15 protein-coding genes are annotated in these 15536 nt (G+C 57.6%); 7 read left to right on the top strand and 8 right to left on the bottom strand.

Going from position 1 to position 15536, the window contains the following annotated elements:
- Positions 1-298: 298 nt before the first annotated feature.
- Positions 299-1801 carry an FAD-dependent monooxygenase gene (locus GSQ86_RS07055; RefSeq protein ID WP_158749260.1) on the top strand — a complete coding sequence of 501 codons (1503 nt, stop codon included), beginning with the start codon at positions 299-301 and terminating at the stop codon, positions 1799-1801.
- A 34-nt stretch (positions 1802-1835) separates the two neighbouring features.
- On the opposite strand, the gene GSQ86_RS07060 is transcribed toward GSQ86_RS07055, so the two are convergent.
- Positions 1836-2291: a VOC family protein gene (locus GSQ86_RS07060; protein ID WP_158749261.1), complete on the bottom strand. Its 456-nt coding sequence runs from the start codon at positions 2289-2291 to the stop codon at positions 1836-1838.
- A 254-nt stretch (positions 2292-2545) separates the two neighbouring features.
- Between GSQ86_RS07060 and GSQ86_RS07065 the strand changes: the two genes are divergently transcribed.
- Complete coding sequence (locus GSQ86_RS07065; RefSeq protein ID WP_158749262.1) at positions 2546-4054, top strand: DUF3300 domain-containing protein; 1509 nt, start codon at positions 2546-2548, stop codon at positions 4052-4054.
- A gap of 144 nt (positions 4055-4198) precedes the next feature.
- A complete protein-coding gene (locus GSQ86_RS07070) occupies positions 4199-5161 on the top strand; it encodes a DUF2950 domain-containing protein (protein WP_158749263.1) in 963 nt (320 codons plus the stop codon).
- 202 nt (positions 5162-5363) lie between these two features.
- Here the strand turns inward: GSQ86_RS07070 and GSQ86_RS07075 are convergent, their stop codons facing one another.
- Positions 5364-5765 carry a DUF1801 domain-containing protein gene (locus tag GSQ86_RS07075; protein WP_158749264.1) on the bottom strand — a complete coding sequence of 134 codons (402 nt, stop codon included), beginning with the start codon at positions 5763-5765 and terminating at the stop codon, positions 5364-5366.
- A 329-nt stretch (positions 5766-6094) separates the two neighbouring features.
- Between GSQ86_RS07075 and GSQ86_RS07080 the strand changes: the two genes are divergently transcribed.
- Together GSQ86_RS07080 and GSQ86_RS07085 are read left to right on the top strand one after the other, a co-directional pair.
- Positions 6095-6508 carry a MarR family transcriptional regulator gene (locus GSQ86_RS07080; RefSeq protein ID WP_158749265.1) on the top strand — a complete coding sequence of 138 codons (414 nt, stop codon included), beginning with the start codon at positions 6095-6097 and terminating at the stop codon, positions 6506-6508.
- 41 nt (positions 6509-6549) lie between these two features.
- A complete protein-coding gene (locus tag GSQ86_RS07085) occupies positions 6550-8166 on the top strand; it encodes a chloride channel protein (RefSeq protein ID WP_158749266.1) in 1617 nt (538 codons plus the stop codon).
- A 16-nt stretch (positions 8167-8182) separates the two neighbouring features.
- Here GSQ86_RS07085 and GSQ86_RS07090 read toward each other — a convergent pair whose 3' ends face one another.
- Genes GSQ86_RS07090 through GSQ86_RS07100 form a run of 3 tightly spaced genes read right to left on the bottom strand, consistent with a single transcriptional unit; the run spans position 8183 to position 10538 of the window.
- Positions 8183-8998, bottom strand: a complete 816-nt coding sequence (locus GSQ86_RS07090) for a class I SAM-dependent methyltransferase (RefSeq protein WP_158749267.1) — start codon at positions 8996-8998, stop codon at positions 8183-8185.
- A 45-nt stretch (positions 8999-9043) separates the two neighbouring features.
- Entirely contained in the window at positions 9044-9568 is a 525-nt protein-coding gene (locus GSQ86_RS07095) for a hypothetical protein (protein ID WP_158749268.1), read from the bottom strand.
- A gap of 46 nt (positions 9569-9614) precedes the next feature.
- Positions 9615-10538, bottom strand: coding sequence for an NmrA family NAD(P)-binding protein (locus GSQ86_RS07100; protein ID WP_158749269.1), 924 nt, complete (start codon positions 10536-10538; stop codon positions 9615-9617).
- A 115-nt stretch (positions 10539-10653) separates the two neighbouring features.
- Between GSQ86_RS07100 and GSQ86_RS07105 the strand changes: the two genes are divergently transcribed.
- Positions 10654-11229, top strand: a complete 576-nt coding sequence (locus tag GSQ86_RS07105; RefSeq protein ID WP_158749270.1) for a TetR/AcrR family transcriptional regulator — start codon at positions 10654-10656, stop codon at positions 11227-11229.
- A 16-nt stretch (positions 11230-11245) separates the two neighbouring features.
- Here GSQ86_RS07105 and GSQ86_RS07110 read toward each other — a convergent pair whose 3' ends face one another.
- Together GSQ86_RS07110 and GSQ86_RS07115 are read right to left on the bottom strand one after the other, a co-directional pair.
- Complete coding sequence (locus GSQ86_RS07110; RefSeq protein ID WP_158749271.1) at positions 11246-12355, bottom strand: hypothetical protein; 1110 nt, start codon at positions 12353-12355, stop codon at positions 11246-11248.
- 183 nt (positions 12356-12538) lie between these two features.
- Entirely contained in the window at positions 12539-13279 is a 741-nt protein-coding gene (locus GSQ86_RS07115; protein WP_158749272.1) for an SDR family NAD(P)-dependent oxidoreductase, read from the bottom strand.
- A 258-nt stretch (positions 13280-13537) separates the two neighbouring features.
- On the opposite strand from GSQ86_RS07115, the gene GSQ86_RS07120 reads away from it, so the two are divergent.
- Positions 13538-14446 carry a LysR family transcriptional regulator gene (locus GSQ86_RS07120; protein WP_158749273.1) on the top strand — a complete coding sequence of 303 codons (909 nt, stop codon included), beginning with the start codon at positions 13538-13540 and terminating at the stop codon, positions 14444-14446.
- On the opposite strand, the gene GSQ86_RS07125 is transcribed toward GSQ86_RS07120, so the two are convergent.
- Positions 14427-15506: a GlxA family transcriptional regulator gene (locus GSQ86_RS07125; RefSeq protein ID WP_158749274.1), complete on the bottom strand. Its 1080-nt coding sequence runs from the start codon at positions 15504-15506 to the stop codon at positions 14427-14429. The two genes, GSQ86_RS07120 and GSQ86_RS07125, sit on opposite strands and share 20 nt — an antisense overlap.
- Between the last annotated feature and the right edge of the window lie 30 nt (positions 15507-15536).

A 15536-nucleotide genomic window follows, 5' to 3' on the forward strand; every position in this document is an offset into this window, starting at 1 on the left:
CCACCGAGAACAATTGCGGCGAAATTCTGATTCATCAAGAGGACCTCTGCTTAGGGAAATCTTCTTCGGGTCCGAAGAACGCGATATCGATCAGATGAAGGTTTCGACGATGTTCGAGCTGGCTGCTAAGAGGTGAGAAGTAAAGCGGAAAATCGCAAGGGGAAATATTTCCTCCCCCCACTTCTAAGATATAGCGCACCGGGGGGCTTGCGGCAAGCCCCGGGCCGTGCCGTAGAGTCGTTCGAGCCGGCCAGACTGATGGCCGAAGCGAGAACCTTACGGAAACGGGAGACATTCCATGACTGAGCACGCGGTAGTGATTGCTAGAGGAGGTCCCACGGGGATGATGCTGGCGGGCGAATTGACGCTGGCGGGTGTCGATGCCGCCATTGTCGAGCGGCGAGAGAGCGCGGAGCTGGTCGGCTCGCGCGCTGGCGGCATACACACCCGCACCATCGAGGTTCTCGATCAGCGTGGAATTGCCGATCGCTTCCTCGCAGAGGGACAGAGGATGCAGAACGCGGGGTTCGCTCACGTCCCGCTGGACATCAGCGATTTTCCGGCCCGGCACAACTACGGGCTGGCGCTCTGGCAGAAGCACTTCGAACGCATCCTGGCTGGGTGGGTCGAAGAGCTGGCGATACCGGTCTATCGCGGGTGCGAGGTGACGGGCTTCACGCAGGACAATACCGGTGTCGGGGTCGCGTTGTCTGACGGCCAGTCGCTGCGGGCTCAGTATCTCGTCGGTTGCGACGGCGGGCGCAGCGTGGTGCGTAAAGCAGCTGGCATCGCATTCCCCGGCTGGGATGCGACGGTCAGCCACATCCTCGCCGAGGTCGAGGTGGCTGAAGAGCCGCAATGGGGAATGCGCAACACTGCTCTTGGTATTCATGGCTTTGGCAAGGTGAACTATGAGATCCGCGACGGCAAGATCGTTTATCTGGATGGAGGGCCGGTGCGGGTCATGGTGACCGAAGAGCATGTCGGGAACACGACTGAGCCCACTCTGCGCGATTTAAGCGAGGCGCTCATCGCGCTTTATGGAACGGACTACGGGATCCACAGCCCGGTCTGGATCACACGGTTCACGGACGCGGCGCGTCAGGCGGAAAGCTATCGCAAGGGACGGGTCCTGTTGGCTGGCGACGCCGCACACATACATTACCCGGCGGGTGGGCAAGGTCTCAATCTCGGCGTTCAGGATGCTGTGAACTTGGGATGGAAGCTGGCCCAGGTGGTGAAGGGGACGTCGCCCGAAAGCCTGTTGGACAGCTATCAGGCCGAGCGCCACCCGGTCGCCGCGCGGGTGCTCGAGAACACGCTGGCGCAGACCGCCCTTCTCCGCCAGGATGATCGCTCCAAGGCCGCGTGGAAGGTTGTTTCCGAGCTTCTCAAGATGGATGAGCCCCGCCAACGATGGGCGGCGGAGATATCCGGTCTTGGCGTTCATTACGACCTTGGCGAGGGACACCCGCTGCTCGGTCGCCGTATGCCCGATCTTGACCTGATCACTGCGGAGGGGCCGATGCGGGTCTTTACTCTGTTGCATAGGGCCCGGCCGGTGCTGCTCAACTTTGGTGAGCCCGGCGGCTTCGACATTGCTCCGTGGGCGGATCGGGTTCAACTGGTCGACGCTGCGTATGCTGGCCCGTGGGAGCTTCCGGCGATCGGGGTGATTACTGCTCCGACGGCTGTGCTGGTTCGGCCTGACGGATATGTGGCCTGGGTGGGAGACCTGACTGGGTCGGGGCTCGCCGATGCACTCACCACCTGGTTCGGACGACCTGGTGCGGCGGCGTAGCCTACCGGTTTCCAAGATCGTTCTGTCAGGAGTCTTAGCTCTCGCGGGCGGCGGCTTCCAGTGCGGGCAGGTCCATCTTGATCATCCCCATCATGGCTTCCATGGCTTTGGGGTGACTGATCAACTCGCCGATATTGCGTGGCACGATCTGCCAGCATAGGCCGAAGCGGTCGGTCAGCCAGCCGCAGGCCATGGGTTTGCCGCCCTCTATTAACTTGTCCCAGTAGCTGTCGATTTCTTCCTGGGAGTCGCAGCGGACGAAGAACGAGAAGGCGGGGTTGAGCACCTGCGAGGGGCCGCCGTTGAGGAAGACCATATCCTGGCCCTCAAGCTCGATCGTGATCGTGGCGATCTTGCCCACGGGCCACGGACCGACGCCTTTGGAACGTACCTCATCGAGCTTGCGCGCGTGGGGAAAGACGCTCAGGTAAAACTCGGCGGCTTCTTCGGCGTTGTCATTGAACCAGAGGAATGGAGCAACTTTGTTCATGGCTGGCATGGTAGCAAATTGGAGGTCACTGACGCTCAGACGACATCTCAGGACCAATCGTAGAAGGCCGGCTTTGAGCGGGGTCACGTCACATTTACCCTACAGCCCGTCGTCCAGCGATGGTAGCTTCGCTGCGTCCGCCAGCAGCGCCTGTCCTAAATCGGGGATCAGCGTCGAAAATTGATACTACTGGCAACATTGACAGATTTCAGGCGGCTCCTATTGGGAGTAGGTTCTGTTTCGGGGCAACTTTGATGCCTAACTTCCAGCAAGTCATCTCCGGTACGCTTTCCGTCACTCTTGTAGTCAGTTCGATGGGGCTCGACGGCTGCAAAAAGAAGGAATCAGCGGGGCAGCAGGCCCAGGCGCCCGCCACCACCTATGCCATGCCTACGCCTGATCAGCTCTACCAGCTCGTGGCTCCGATTGCTCTGTTCCCAGACAACCTGGTTGCCATAGTGCTTGCGAGCTCGACTTTCCCGGACCAGATCACCGCGTCCTGGCAGTGGATGCAGCAGAACGGGGGGCTCAAAGGCGAGCAGCTGATGCAGGCGGTGGACCAGCAGCCATGGGACGCCAGCGTCAAAGGGCTGACCCAGTTCTCTGACGTATTGCAACAGATGGCCACGAACCTGTCGTGGACCTCGTCCCTGGGCGATGCGTATTTCAACGCGCCCCAAAACGTGATGAACGCCGTGCAGGTGATGCGCCAGAAGGCCTACCAGGCTGGCAATCTGAAAACAACTCCACAGCAGAACGTTCAGGTCGAGAATCAGCCTGCGGGAACGGAGCCCGTTGCTGCGTCCTCAGGCGAGGAGCAGCAGGTGACGGTGGTGCAGTCTCCGCCGCAGACCATCGTGATCGAGCCATCGCAGCCCGACGTTGTCTATGTGCCCAGCTACAATCCCACCGCAGTGTACGGCGAGCCGGTGGCGGCTTACCCCGGCTACTCGACCGGAGCCATGGTAACCACCGGCCTGGTCTCCTTCGGAGTCGGCATGCTGGTAGGCGCGGCAATCAGCAACAACAACAACAATTGCTGCGGATGGGGCTATAACTCCTGGAACACCGGCTGGAATAACTCCAGTGTGAACTACAACAACAATGTGTACGTCTCCAACTCCAACACCTTCGTCAATCGCAGCAACGCCAATTACAACAACGTGAATCGGAACAATGTCAATCGGAACAATATCAACGCGAACAACGTCAATCGCAACGACCTGAACCGGGGCAACACTCCGCAGTTCGATCAGAGGCGCAACCAAGGCGTTGGAGACCGTAACCAGGGGGTCGGCGATCGTAATCAAGGTGTTGGCAATCGTAATCAAGGCGTTGGCAATCGTAATCAGGGTGTCGGCAATCGGAACCAAGGAGTTGGGGACCGTAATCAGGGCGTCGGCAACCGGAACCAAGGCGTTGGCGATCGTAATCAGGGCGTCGGCAACCGGAACCAAAGCCCCGGTAACCAGCGCCCGGAGCAGCGGGGCTACGGCAATCAGCCAAACCGCGGAGCCAGTAACAACGCGATGGGAAATTACCAGCAGGGCGGCAACGCCCGCAACGACAGCGCGCGGGGCAAGCAGAGCGTGAACGGAGGCGGCAACCGCGGTGGCAACACAGCCCAGCCTCAAAATCGAAGCGGTGGTGGCGGCGGCAACCGTAGCGGTGGCAACACAGCCAAGCCCCAAAATCGAAGCGGCGGTGGCGGCGGCAACCGCAGTGGAGGAGCACCAAAGGGGGGCAGCCGTCCTCCAAGGTGACGCGGAGTCGGGGTTCGGTGAGTTCCTGCGCTCGACGCACCTCGGTGGCGATCGGCAGGACGCGCCAGCTCTGGCCTCTCTCAAGCCCGCAGTACCGGCTTGAGTCCAGGCCGTATCCACAACCCAAGAGTCAGGAGGATCTCAATGAAGCGCACGCTGCAACTTCACGAAAGGCCATCGCCCGATCACCCGGGGGCAGTGGTGCCGTATCTGGCAATCCTGGTCCTGCTCTGTCTGCTTGATCCTACCGGTTCTCGTGCGCAGTCGACGAGTGAGAAGACTTTCTCTTCTCCCGGAGATGCGGCGCTGGCGCTTTACGTGGCGGCCAAGTCCGATGACTCCGGCAGCCTGAATGCGATCTTCGGTTCGAATGCGGACAAGGTCTTACACACCGGCGATGAGGTAGCGGACAAGAATCTGTTGTCGAACTTCGTGTCTCACTATGACCAGATGCATCGCGTCGTCATCGAGCCAGACCAGACTGCCACCCTTTATATCGGAGCCGACAACTGGCCCATGCCGATCTCGCTGGTGAAGAACGCCTCTGGGGCGTGGCATTTCGACACGGAAGGCGGAATCCAGGAGATTCTCTACCGGCGCATCGGCAATAACGAGAACGGCGCCATCAAGGTCCTTCAAACGTTGATCGATGCTCAGAAAGAGTATGCCTCCACCACGCACGATGACGAAAAGGTGAAGCAGTACGCCAGCAAGGTGTTCAGCACCGAAGGGAAGCACGACGGGCTCTACTGGAAGACCGCCGACAACGAGCCGCCTAGTCCCATCGGGCCGCTTCTTGCAGAGGCATCGGACGAAGGCTATACCCGGAAGGCGGGCGCGCCGTTCCATGGCTACATCTTTCGCCCTCTTACCCGCCAGGGACCGGCCGCGAGGGGCGGCGCGCGCGACTACAAGGTGAATGGGGTTATGACCCGCGGGGTCGCGTTCATGGCCTATCCCGCCGTATACCGGACCTCGGGCGTGATGACCTTCATCATCAACCAGGATGGCAGGGCGTTTCAAAAGGACCTTGGCCAGGACACGGCCAAAGTGGCGGAGGCCATCTCGGAATACAACCCCGACAAGACCTGGATGCCAGCCGAGTAAAGTCCAGCAGCGATGTGAGTGCCGTCGCGAAGTCGGCATTGCAGGTGGATCACCGGCTATCCGAGAAACGCACTTGTGTAGCAAAGCCTGGCTACGCTCGAACTTCCCGGAAAACGCGATTCTTGTCGGCAACCCCGATCGCTTAACACAAGCCGACATTTCCGATCCACATCGCCGTCGACTTCTCAGGCGTTTCTTTGAGCTAGCCGTTTTCTACGCGCGCCTTTATATCCGAATACGCCATCTCGATGAGTCTGCGAAGAGATGCGGCGTCTGTGGCTGTTCCCGGTCTGAGCTTCACATGGCGCATGAACTTGCCGGTGCCTTGTAACAGGCGGGCGGGATCGGGCAGCGCTGCGCCTTGAAAGAACCCGACGTTTACGTGCGAAGTGAATACGTTCACGTAGCCGAAGGGCGCATCGCCCAGACATGCGACTGGACAGCCGTCATGCAAGGTCTCCCGGACTTCGTCGCCGCATTTTCGCATCACCTCAAACCACTTGTGCGCGATGGCCCCCAATTCACCGCTATGCTCTTTCATCCATGCATCGATGGCGGGATCGCGTTCGACGGTACCGTTGAATCGCAGCAATTCCGTTCTCATCGTCGCTCCATTGTCGCTCTCGGACTTATGTGTAAACAGTGGCTGAGCCATGGACAGTCGGGGGACACTGTGAGTCGCTATCTCGAAAAATCAGAATGGTGATGATGATCGCGAATCCTCTTATCCCTGGCCACAATCACGAATGCGCCAATCATCCCAATGAGCGGAATTGAACAAAAAGCTAGCAAGTACAAGTAGATGTTCATCGAGCCCCTCTTTGACGCAATGGTGGTTGGATGGAAGGCCCTGGGTCTGCTCACAATGGAGGCCTTCCATTCCACGCAAACATCGTATCGTGTTACGATATACACAGAACAAGCCGCCTGTCTATGACTACCGAACACGATGACATTCAACTTCTGGCGAAATTCCGTCATGAGATTCGGCGTTTCCTGCAATTCAGCGAGCGAGCCGCCGCTGCTGCTGGCCTGCAGCCACAACAGCACCAGCTTCTATTGCAGATTGCAGGCGCTCCAGACGACACCCTGGTTACGATCAGCCACATAGCCGATGTAATGAGTTTGCGGCACCATACCGTTGTGGAACTTAGCAAACGGTGTGAGTTGGCGGGACTCGTGCGCAGAACTCATGATCCGAACGATCGCCGGTGCGTAGTGTTAGAGCTAACAGCCCAGGGCCACCGCGCTCTTCGTCAGCTTTCTGACGTTCATTCTCAGCAGTTGCGCGAGTTGGCACCGAGCCTGATTCAGGCACTCACACGGATAAGCAAATCGAAACCATAAGCGGAAGCAGCCCATGACCGCGCGGATGAAAGAAGGCACTCTTGCAGTCAGAACCATCGATTCTCAGGGATTTTACGGTCGATAGACGGGTCTGGTTACTTTCCAGCGTCTCCATTGGCATTGGTATATGCGCGGCTATCCTGGCCGTATTACTTCTGCGCTGCATCGCGTTTTCGACAAACTTCTTTTACTACCATCGCCTGAGCATGGCTGCTGTTTCTCCGTCGGGAAGCCCTTTAGGGCATTGGATGGTTGTGGTTCCCGTTGTGGGAGGATTGATCGTTGGCCTGATGGCGCGGTTTGGTTCAGACAAAATACGCGGTCACGGAATACCGGAAGCAATCGAAGCGATTCTCCTTCACCGAGCCAAGGTCGATCCGAAGATCGCCGTTCTGAAACCAGTCTCGGCAGCGATTGCAATTGGTTCAGGCGGACCTTTCGGCGCAGAAGGCCCCATCATCATGACAGGGGGAGCCGTCGGATCGCTCATCGGTCAATGGATGCAGGTGACTGATGCAGAAAGAACCACACTTCTGGTCGCCGGAGCTGCGGCGGGTATGTCGGCAACGTTTGCTACGCCGGTGGCTGCGATTTTCCTGGCGGTCGAACTCCTGCTCTTTGAATGGCGGCCCCGGAGCCTTGTTCCCGTAGCGATTGCCAGTGCCACAGCGGCGCTTCTCCGCGTTCATTGGCTTGGCGCCGGGCCCCTCTTTCAGATGCCACTCCTGGCGGACATTTCGCATGTCTCGTTTGCGATTGGAGCTCTCTTCTTGGGCGCTCTCCTGGGTCTCATTTCTGCAGGAATGAGCCGCATGATGTATGCATTTGAAGATCTCTTCGAGCATTTACATCTCCACTGGATGTGGTGGCCCGCGATTGGCGGCATAGGTATTGGAGTAGGAGGCCTCTTCTTCCCGCGCGGCCTCGGAGTCGGGTACGACAACATCGCAGAGTTGCTTCGCGGGAGCGCACCCATGGGGCTAATCGTCGGAATTCTGATCGCGAAGTCGCTGATGTGGGCTTTTTCTTTGGGATCAGGCACCTCCGGAGGTGTGCTTGCACCGCTGCTCATGATTGGTGGAGCAGTGGGCGCGCTGGCGGGGCATCTGGCTCACGCACCGTTCGAGACTCAGGCATTCTGGGCTTTGATCGGCATGGGGTCCATGCTCGCGGGTTCGCTTGGCGTGCCGCTCACTGCCATTCTATTCAGCTTAGAAGTTACGCACTGTCTGCCAGCCTTGCTGCCTTTAGCGGTGGCCTGCGTTGCGTCTTATCTTGTCGCGGCTCTCATTATGCCCCGGTCTATTCTGACTGAAAAGCTCAGCCGGCGAGGCTATCATCTGACTCGCGAATATGGTGTCGATCCGCTCGAACTTGTCCTCGTAAGAGAGGTTATGTCGCCGCTCGCAGCGGGAGCTTCGACGATTCCTCGCCCAAGTGTTTTCGCTTACGCTGATTCAACAACGCGAGGCGCGGCAGAGATCATGGCTACAGAGGGCGTAGAAACAATGCCGGTCCTGGACCGAGCGACTGGGCAAGCATGTGGCGAATTGTCGCTGAAGGATTTGCTGCGTGGGAGAGAACGATCGCTGGACCGTGAAAGCGAGCGACTCAGACTCTTCGGGTATATTCCTCCCGAACTTGGTGGTCACAACTGAAGAAGAAGTCTTTTCTTCAGCTGCGGGCCAGGACGGCGGAAAGCACGCCGAGGCGATTCTCGCGGAGATTCCGGGCCAGGGTGCCGATTATGGCCGGGAAATCCGGGCCCATCACTACGCCAAGGTTCGGTCCGCCTGGCGGCGAGCCGGCCATCATCATCTTGAACCAGTCGATCGCGATCTGGGTGTCGTCGCGCCAGAAGGTCGTATTGAACCCGGCTTGCTCCAGCGCGGTGCGTGTGGCGCTCTCGCTGCGCAGGAAGCTGGTAGAGACGTCGCGTGCCCAAGGGACGGGGTAAGCGACATCGCCATCGCGAAGCACGACGTCGTGGGTGACAAATTGGCCACCCGGCGTCAGGATTCGATGCACCTCGACATAGAGGGCGGCGCGGTCCTCGATGTTCATGGCCACGTGCTGCAGGAAGACCGTATCGAAGGCCGCGTCGTCGAAAGGCAGATGCAGAGCGTCGCCGACCTGGAAGTTGACGCGATCGGACATTTCGCAGCGCGCTGTGAGGTAATTGGCCGCGTTGATGAAGCCGGGGCTCAGGTCGACGCCTGTCACTTTACAGCCGAATTTGGCGAGATAACGCGCCGGGCCGCCGATGCCACAGCCCAGGTCGAGCACGCGGGTCGATGGCTCGAGCCCTGCAGCAACCGCCAGCTCGGCGGTGGCGAGGATGCCTCGCGTATGGAACTGATCAAACGGAGCGAGTTGATCGACGGTCAGCGTCTGACTTTCAGGCGCGATTGCCGCGAGCGCCGACCTGATGCGGCTGGTGAGATCCGTGGGGCTATAGTGCTCGCGCACCCTGGTGATGGTATCGGTCATGACGGTTCTCCGGGAACGATTGCGGATGTGTGTGGATGGTTCGAACTATACTGCGGCCGCCTTGCTCGCTAGCGCCGGAACCATCTTAGGCTGAGGACGCACAAGCCAGTAAAGGGCGACGAAATGCGTGATCACGAGCAGAGGCACGTAGATGACGGGGATGACATATGCGGCTCCCAACTGGCCGGCCACCGCAGGAAGGCCTGCCTGAACGGCGTGGTAGTAATCAACGAGGATATCTACCAGTCCCACAAGATTGAAGGCGACGACGAAGAGCCAGAAGAGCGGACGTATCCTTACCGTGAAAAGCGCCAGCATGGCCAGCAATCCGGTTGCAAGGTCGCCATAAGCAGAGAAGGTGGTGAAGCTGGCGGGAAGATTGGGCCCGACGACGCCGGGCAGGATAAAGACGAGGCCGAAGAAGCGGAAGCTATGCAGAGTGGCGATGGCGCGGTGCGCTGCGATCCGGTCCATCGATTTGAGCTTCGGCAAGATGTACACGCTGAAACAAAGCAGCCACGCGACATAGCCTAAAACGAGATGCAGTTGGAAGATGATTTGCGGCGACACTTGGACCCTCCTGCCAGGATGAGATTATATACATCATCCCATAGGCTCAGTTTTTGTTGGCGATAGATTTGGCGTTCGCGAGGAAGAACTCTTCGAGCGTTTGTGGATCTCGCCCAGTCACCGCACGAATCGTATCGGTAGCGCGATAGTGTTGCATGCCTTTTCGAAAGTGCTGCCAAAGATGGCTTAGATGATCGAGGGCGTGAGGATTGAGCCGCTCCCTGACCGCATCAGCCCACTGTTCGTCGGTGATGGCAACATATCGAATCTTCTGCCCAATTGCCCGCTCCAGAGATTCGACGATTTCCCGCACGGTTGGAGTTTCGCTTATCAGAGGGTATACATTTTGCGACGGTGCGGCGGAGTCGGCCAGAAGAGTTGCGGCTACGCGGGATACGTCATCCGCACCGGCAAGCGGAATGACGGTCGTGTCGTCGCCCCACGGCAGGAAGGCGGCATTTTGCTCGGCTACGCTCTGGCTGACTAGAGCGCGTACGTTTTCGTAATAAGGAGGGGTCTGAAGATGAACGGCGCCGACCTGCGCCCAGTCGAAGATTCGGTCGACTAGTCGATGCTGCAAGTTTCGGAATGAGGGTGCGCGTTGAAGATCACGGAACGCAGGATCATCGGGCGTGCCCTGGAACTGCGAATTGTTCACCACCAGTTCCAAGCCTGCATCGCGAGCCGTTGCAGCGAAGATGGTGGCTGCCTCAAGCAGCCCGTCGGCGACCGGGTAGGTGAAGTAAGCGCGCTTCACATCTTTCATTGCCGCCTGGACCGATGCGGGATTGAGCAGATCGCCCTCGATGATCTCCGCGCCTTGCTGGCGGAGCTCGTCGGAGCGGGCATCGAGTGTATGGACGAAGGCACGAACGGAAATGCCCTGCTTGAGCAGGAGGCCGGCGACGAGGCGTCCGGTGGATCCCTGCCGACCGCCGGCTGCGCCTGTGATCAGAATCGGGTGAGACATTGGAATTCTCCTTTCCCCACATAGGATGATGTTAATCATCCTATGGATTCGAACTTTCTTTCAGCCGCCAGACTGGTTGCATCGTGGGATGATCTCGAGCATCCTACAAGGAGTTATGCGTTACCGACCTGAACACAAAGCGGAAGTCCATCAGAAGATTGTGAAAGACGCCTCGCGGCGCGTACGCACCGAGGGTTTGAACGGCGCAGGGGTGGCAGCGGTTATGCGCGACACCGGCCTGACGCACGGAGGCTTTTACAAGCATTTCGAAAGCAAGGACGAGCTGCTCCTGGAGTCTTTGCGTGAGGCTTTCCGGGAGATTGCTGACAACCTGGCGCATGCGGCCGAACAGTCGCGATCTGAAGAGCCGTGGAAGGCGATTGTGAAGACCTATCTAAGCCTGGAATACTGCGATCACGCTGAGCGCGGCTGCCCGCTGACAGCACTTGGTCCCGAGCTGGCGCGAGTCGACAAGGGGATGAAGGGACAGATCCTTGCCGAGCTTGTGAACTACAAGGATCGAATGCTTCCCTTTATGCCGGGCCGGCGAAGTACGGACAAAGAGCGCGCTTTCTTTGCGATCTTTTCGACGATGATCGGGGCAGTTGAAATTGCGCGCATACTGCCCGAGCCCGCGATGCGAGAGAAAGTGCTGGCGGGTACAAGAGATTTCCTATTGCAGAGCTTCTGATTTTTTTCGCTGGCTATCAAAACGGTTTGCCGTGAAATAGAAACACCAGTTCGATGATCAGAATAATAACGACCGTCATTTCGAGAAAGAATGCCCGGCTCTGGTTGAATTGATCCACCATGAAGCGGTAGAGCTCCTCTGCCGTGCGCACCTTTTGGGATACAAGGTCTTTGTAGTCAGGTACGCCTACCTTCAGCGCTGCGAGCTTATAGAGGCGGGCCGAAAACATATCGCTGAGAAACTTGATGGCGTTATCGGCATGCTCGGTCAACTCGGCTACGTCAAGGAGCACTGTATGGAGGCGGGTCGCAGACCGGGCAAGCCGCCATCGCGCGAAGATGCCGGTCCCTTCATCGAGAAGCGTGTAAACGCGTTCCAGCTCTTCCGTCAGCAAATCGTCATAGTGTCGAAATTCGAGGAGTTGCGAGTTAGCGTACTCCAGCAACTGGATGGCCGTCTCAGCTCCAGAGCTGCTGTCATAAATGAATGCGGCATTCCAGCCGATGACCGCCAGATCATTTGCGTAGTAGGAGATTCGAGACTGGAGGACTTCGCTGCACTCGCTCTCAGCGAGGATGCCCGTATCTCCGCGAACTACCTGCGCAATGCGCGATCCATGTCGCTGAATCAGGTCGGGCACCGAGAGAGCGCCGGTAATTTCTCTGACATGGAAAATCAGATAGTCCTCGCTCAGCCATTCCTTGTAGGGCTTCAGCAGTGCGGGCGCGGCGCGCTCCAGCCTGCGCCGCACAATCTCGGTGGCACGCGCGGCGAAGTCAACGTCCCACACCCACCGGCTTGCGAGACTGGTTAGTTTATTCCAGTCACCGGTAAAATTCAGTTCAAAGACTAAGCTCAGTACTCCGTAATCGTAGTATTTGATTTCGCCCTGAAGCTGTTCGCCACTTTCTAATACCAATGTCTCCACTGATTCGACTACAGGCGGTCTTTGGAAACGGACATAGCCGGGAGCGGGACGCTTCGGAGTCGGCGACTCGACCATTCGTGCACGAATGAGCTCGCGCAGAAGATCAAGGCGAATGGCCTCGCAGACGTCATATTGCAATAACACTAAAACCGAACCACGCAGCGTAACTTCAGCGGTCTGTATTTCAAGAGCCGGCATGGACCAATCTTATCCTGCCGCTGTTAGCGGACCTGCATCAGTCATGTGGCTTCGCGTGGGCTCATTCCAGAGCACTGGAATTTTCCAGCAGGCCCGGCGCCGGTTAGAAGGATAGATGCCCCGGCGCCAGCTAGCTTGATGACCATCGCCCTGTGTTCAGGTTGCGAGCGATGTGGGCGTGAATCAGGCGTTGGTTCCACCGTCCACGGTAAGGTTCGCGCCGGTGATGTACGCGGACTCGGGGCCGGCGACGAATGCTACTAGTGCGGCGACCTCATCCACATGGCCATAGCGGTTGAGCGCTGTGGCGGCCTTTTGAGGTGTTGCCCAATCGCCCGCGGCGGGATTCAAGTCCGTGTCGATCGGACCTGGCTGAACGTTGTTGACTGTGATGCCACGGCCGCCGACCTCGCGGGAGAGGCCCTGTGTAAACATCTTTACGGCTCCCTTGGTGGCTGCATACGCTACCAGCCCGGGCGTAAGGAGACGCTCGCCTACGCACGAACCGATATTGATAATTCGGCCGCCGTCGCTCATATGCTTGAGAGCTGTCTGGGTTGTGACCAGGATGCCGCGGAAGTTGATGTCGATCATGCGATCCATCTCTTCGAAAGAGGTTTCCTCGAAGGGCTTGGGAATAGCGGTGCCGGCATTGTTTACGAGGACGTCGAGTTTGCCGAGAGCCGCGACAGCTTTTTCGACCGCGCCCTTGACCGCTTCGGTGTCGGCGGCATCAGCCTGGATGGCGATGGCCTTTCCGCCATCGGCTTCAATCGCTTTAACGACGGCGGAAGCCGCGGTGGCGTCTTTCGCGTAGGTGATGGCCACACTGGCTCCATCCGCAGCCAGGCGTTTAGCAATGGCTGCGCCAATGCCGCGCGAACCGCCGGTAACAAGTGCCACTTTTTCAGATAAGTTAGACATATAAATTTCCCTCAATTTTCTGTGAAATGAAATCATTCACTGATTCAACCGACTGCCCTGCTGCTCAGACCTGTTGGACTGCTATCTGATGTGTCATTCTTGCAACCAGATTTGGCACTTTGAGGAATACCAGCTATTCCCAATAGGAATATATAACCTGAATGTGAAAATTCATTCTGGTTTCTGGCTTTACAGCTTTGGGCGGAGATATTTCTATTCCCCGCATAAAATCCATCCATAGAGGAATAAGGAGACAGCGTGGACAAATTCGATGCGATGCAGATGTTCGTGCGAGTCATTGAAAAAGGGAGTTTCTCTGCAGTCGCGAAGGAGCGTGGCATTGGGCAACCCGCTGTCAGTAAACAGATTTCCGCCCTTGAAGATGAACTGGGCACCGAGCTTATTCATCGCACTTCGCGTTCGATTGCAATGACTGAGGCCGGTCGAGACTTTTACGACTCTGCTCTGCGCATTCTCGATGACTTTGAGAATGCGACTTCACGCATCGGTCGCGGGCAGTCGGCTCCGAAGGGTCTGATTCGTATGACCGTTCCTCCCACGTTTGCCCGCCTCCATATGGTGTCAAAGCTTCCTGCATTCTTTGCGGCTTATCCTGACATGGCGGTGGAGATGGCTGCTTCGGAAAGTCCGACAACGATCATTGAAGACGGATTCGATCTCGCTATCCATTCGGGGGATCTTCCAGACTCCTCCCTGGTTGCGCGAAGATTTGCTCAGACGATGATCATTCTCGTCGCCACGCCTCAATACCTCACGCGAAACGGCGCGCCGGAATCGCCGGACGAGCTCAGCCGTTTTCGGTCGGTCGTTTTTGTCGAGCGGGGTTCGGTAAAGCCGTGGAGCTTCGGCTCCGGACCGGATGCAAAACGCGTTATTCCCACCGGAGTTTTTCGAACCAGCGATATCGAACAGATGCGGATAGGCGTTCTTGAACATTTGGGAATTGCGCAGGCGCCAGCGTGGCTCTTTGCAGCAGAACTAAGAGAAGGTACTGTTCTTCGTCTTCTGACTCCGTTTGAGCGGACCGTACCCATCCTTGCGGTTCGGCCTGCCAGCCGACGGCTATCCACGAAGGTTCGCGTCTTCATGGAACACTTAGAAAAGACTTTTGCGCTCTGCTCCCAATTCAATCCGCGGCCCAGCTAAGGTTCTTTGGCCTGGGTGAAATCTGCTGATTGGCAACTCTGTCGCCGGTGCCGAAGCGGCGGCGATAATCCAGCGGCGGAAGACCGATAATCTTCTGGAAGGTCTTGCGAAAGAATCCGCTGTCTTCGTATCCAACCTTCCATGAGATTTCTTTGATAGACAGGGTGGTGAACTCCAGAAGCTCACGTGCTTTCTGCACCTTCAAATGCTGCACATAGTCGGTGGGCGTGAGGCCGGTGGCCTTTTGAAATCGGCGTAGAAAGGTTCTTTGGCCAAGCTTTGCCTTGGCCGCCATCGTATCGATGGTGATCGATTCAGCAGGAAGCGTCTGCAGCCAGAGCTGAACCTTCAGGATGGCTGCATCTCCATGATGCAGCGGCGGAGAAAAGTTCGCATAGAAGCGCTGCTGGCGGCCTGCCGGATCGATGAGAAAAAATTGCGCAGTTCTCATCATCACGACGGGACCGAGATAGCGATCTACCAGCTTTAGTCCCAGATCGAGCCACGCCATGACTCCGCCGGCCGTGACAACATCTCCAAGATCGATGATTAACTCGTCGGTATCGACGCATATCTCCGGAAAACGGGTCGCCAAAAGTTCTGAATAGCTCCAATGCGTGGTCGCCGATCTGCCGTTTAACAGTCCCATGTGAGCGAGCAGAAAGGCGCCGCCGCATACAGAGCAGAGGAGAGTTCCGGAAGCATGCTGAACTCTCGCCCACTCCAACAGATTGTTCGTTGCTGTTGTCGGCAAATCAATCTCGAGCGTGGGAGGAAAGATCAGACAATCCGGCTGGGATTGCTTTTCAGGATGTGTCTCGAAGACACACTCAAGCTGGGCTGTCTCTTTATTCGCCCCCCAATGGCTGATCTGCAATTCTCCTGGATATTCGCCGCCTTGTTCCGCGCTGAAGCCATTCGCGACCATGAAGAGATCGGTGAGACCGAGTACGGCTGCAAGCTTCGCGCCTGAATAGAGAACGATTCCGATCCTGGTTGTTTTCGCAAGCGGAAGAATGGCAGCTTTACCCTTGTCTTTGTCATTTATGACTCTAGGCATCGTTGGCCTCTCTCGTTCTACTGGTGAAGC

This window comes from Acidobacterium sp. S8 (assembly GCF_009765985.1).
In the GTDB taxonomy this organism is placed as follows: domain Bacteria; phylum Acidobacteriota; class Terriglobia; order Terriglobales; family Acidobacteriaceae; genus Alloacidobacterium.

Excerpts from the sequence above, each read along its gene's own strand:
- GSQ86_RS07075 (WP_158749264.1), bottom strand. The coding sequence starts at position 5,765 with ATGAGAACGGAATTGCTGCGATTCAACGGTACCGTCGAACGCGATCCC.
- GSQ86_RS07090 (WP_158749267.1), bottom strand. The coding sequence starts at position 8,998 with ATGACCGATACCATCACCAGGGTGCGCGAGCACTATAGCCCCACGGAT.
- GSQ86_RS07060 (WP_158749261.1), bottom strand. The coding sequence starts at position 2,291 with ATGAACAAAGTTGCTCCATTCCTCTGGTTCAATGACAACGCCGAAGAA.
- GSQ86_RS07110 (WP_158749271.1), bottom strand. The coding sequence starts at position 12,355 with ATGCCGGCTCTTGAAATACAGACCGCTGAAGTTACGCTGCGTGGTTCG.
- GSQ86_RS07100 (WP_158749269.1), bottom strand. The coding sequence starts at position 10,538 with ATGTCTCACCCGATTCTGATCACAGGCGCAGCCGGCGGTCGGCAGGGA.
- GSQ86_RS07125 (WP_158749274.1), bottom strand. The coding sequence starts at position 15,506 with ATGCCTAGAGTCATAAATGACAAAGACAAGGGTAAAGCTGCCATTCTT.
- GSQ86_RS07115 (WP_158749272.1), bottom strand. The coding sequence starts at position 13,279 with ATGTCTAACTTATCTGAAAAAGTGGCACTTGTTACCGGCGGTTCGCGC.
- GSQ86_RS07065 (WP_158749262.1), top strand. The coding sequence starts at position 2,546 with ATGCCTAACTTCCAGCAAGTCATCTCCGGTACGCTTTCCGTCACTCTT.
- GSQ86_RS07055 (WP_158749260.1), top strand. The coding sequence starts at position 299 with ATGACTGAGCACGCGGTAGTGATTGCTAGAGGAGGTCCCACGGGGATG.
- GSQ86_RS07070 (WP_158749263.1), top strand. The coding sequence starts at position 4,199 with ATGAAGCGCACGCTGCAACTTCACGAAAGGCCATCGCCCGATCACCCG.
- GSQ86_RS07080 (WP_158749265.1), top strand. The coding sequence starts at position 6,095 with ATGACTACCGAACACGATGACATTCAACTTCTGGCGAAATTCCGTCAT.
- GSQ86_RS07105 (WP_158749270.1), top strand. The coding sequence starts at position 10,654 with ATGCGTTACCGACCTGAACACAAAGCGGAAGTCCATCAGAAGATTGTG.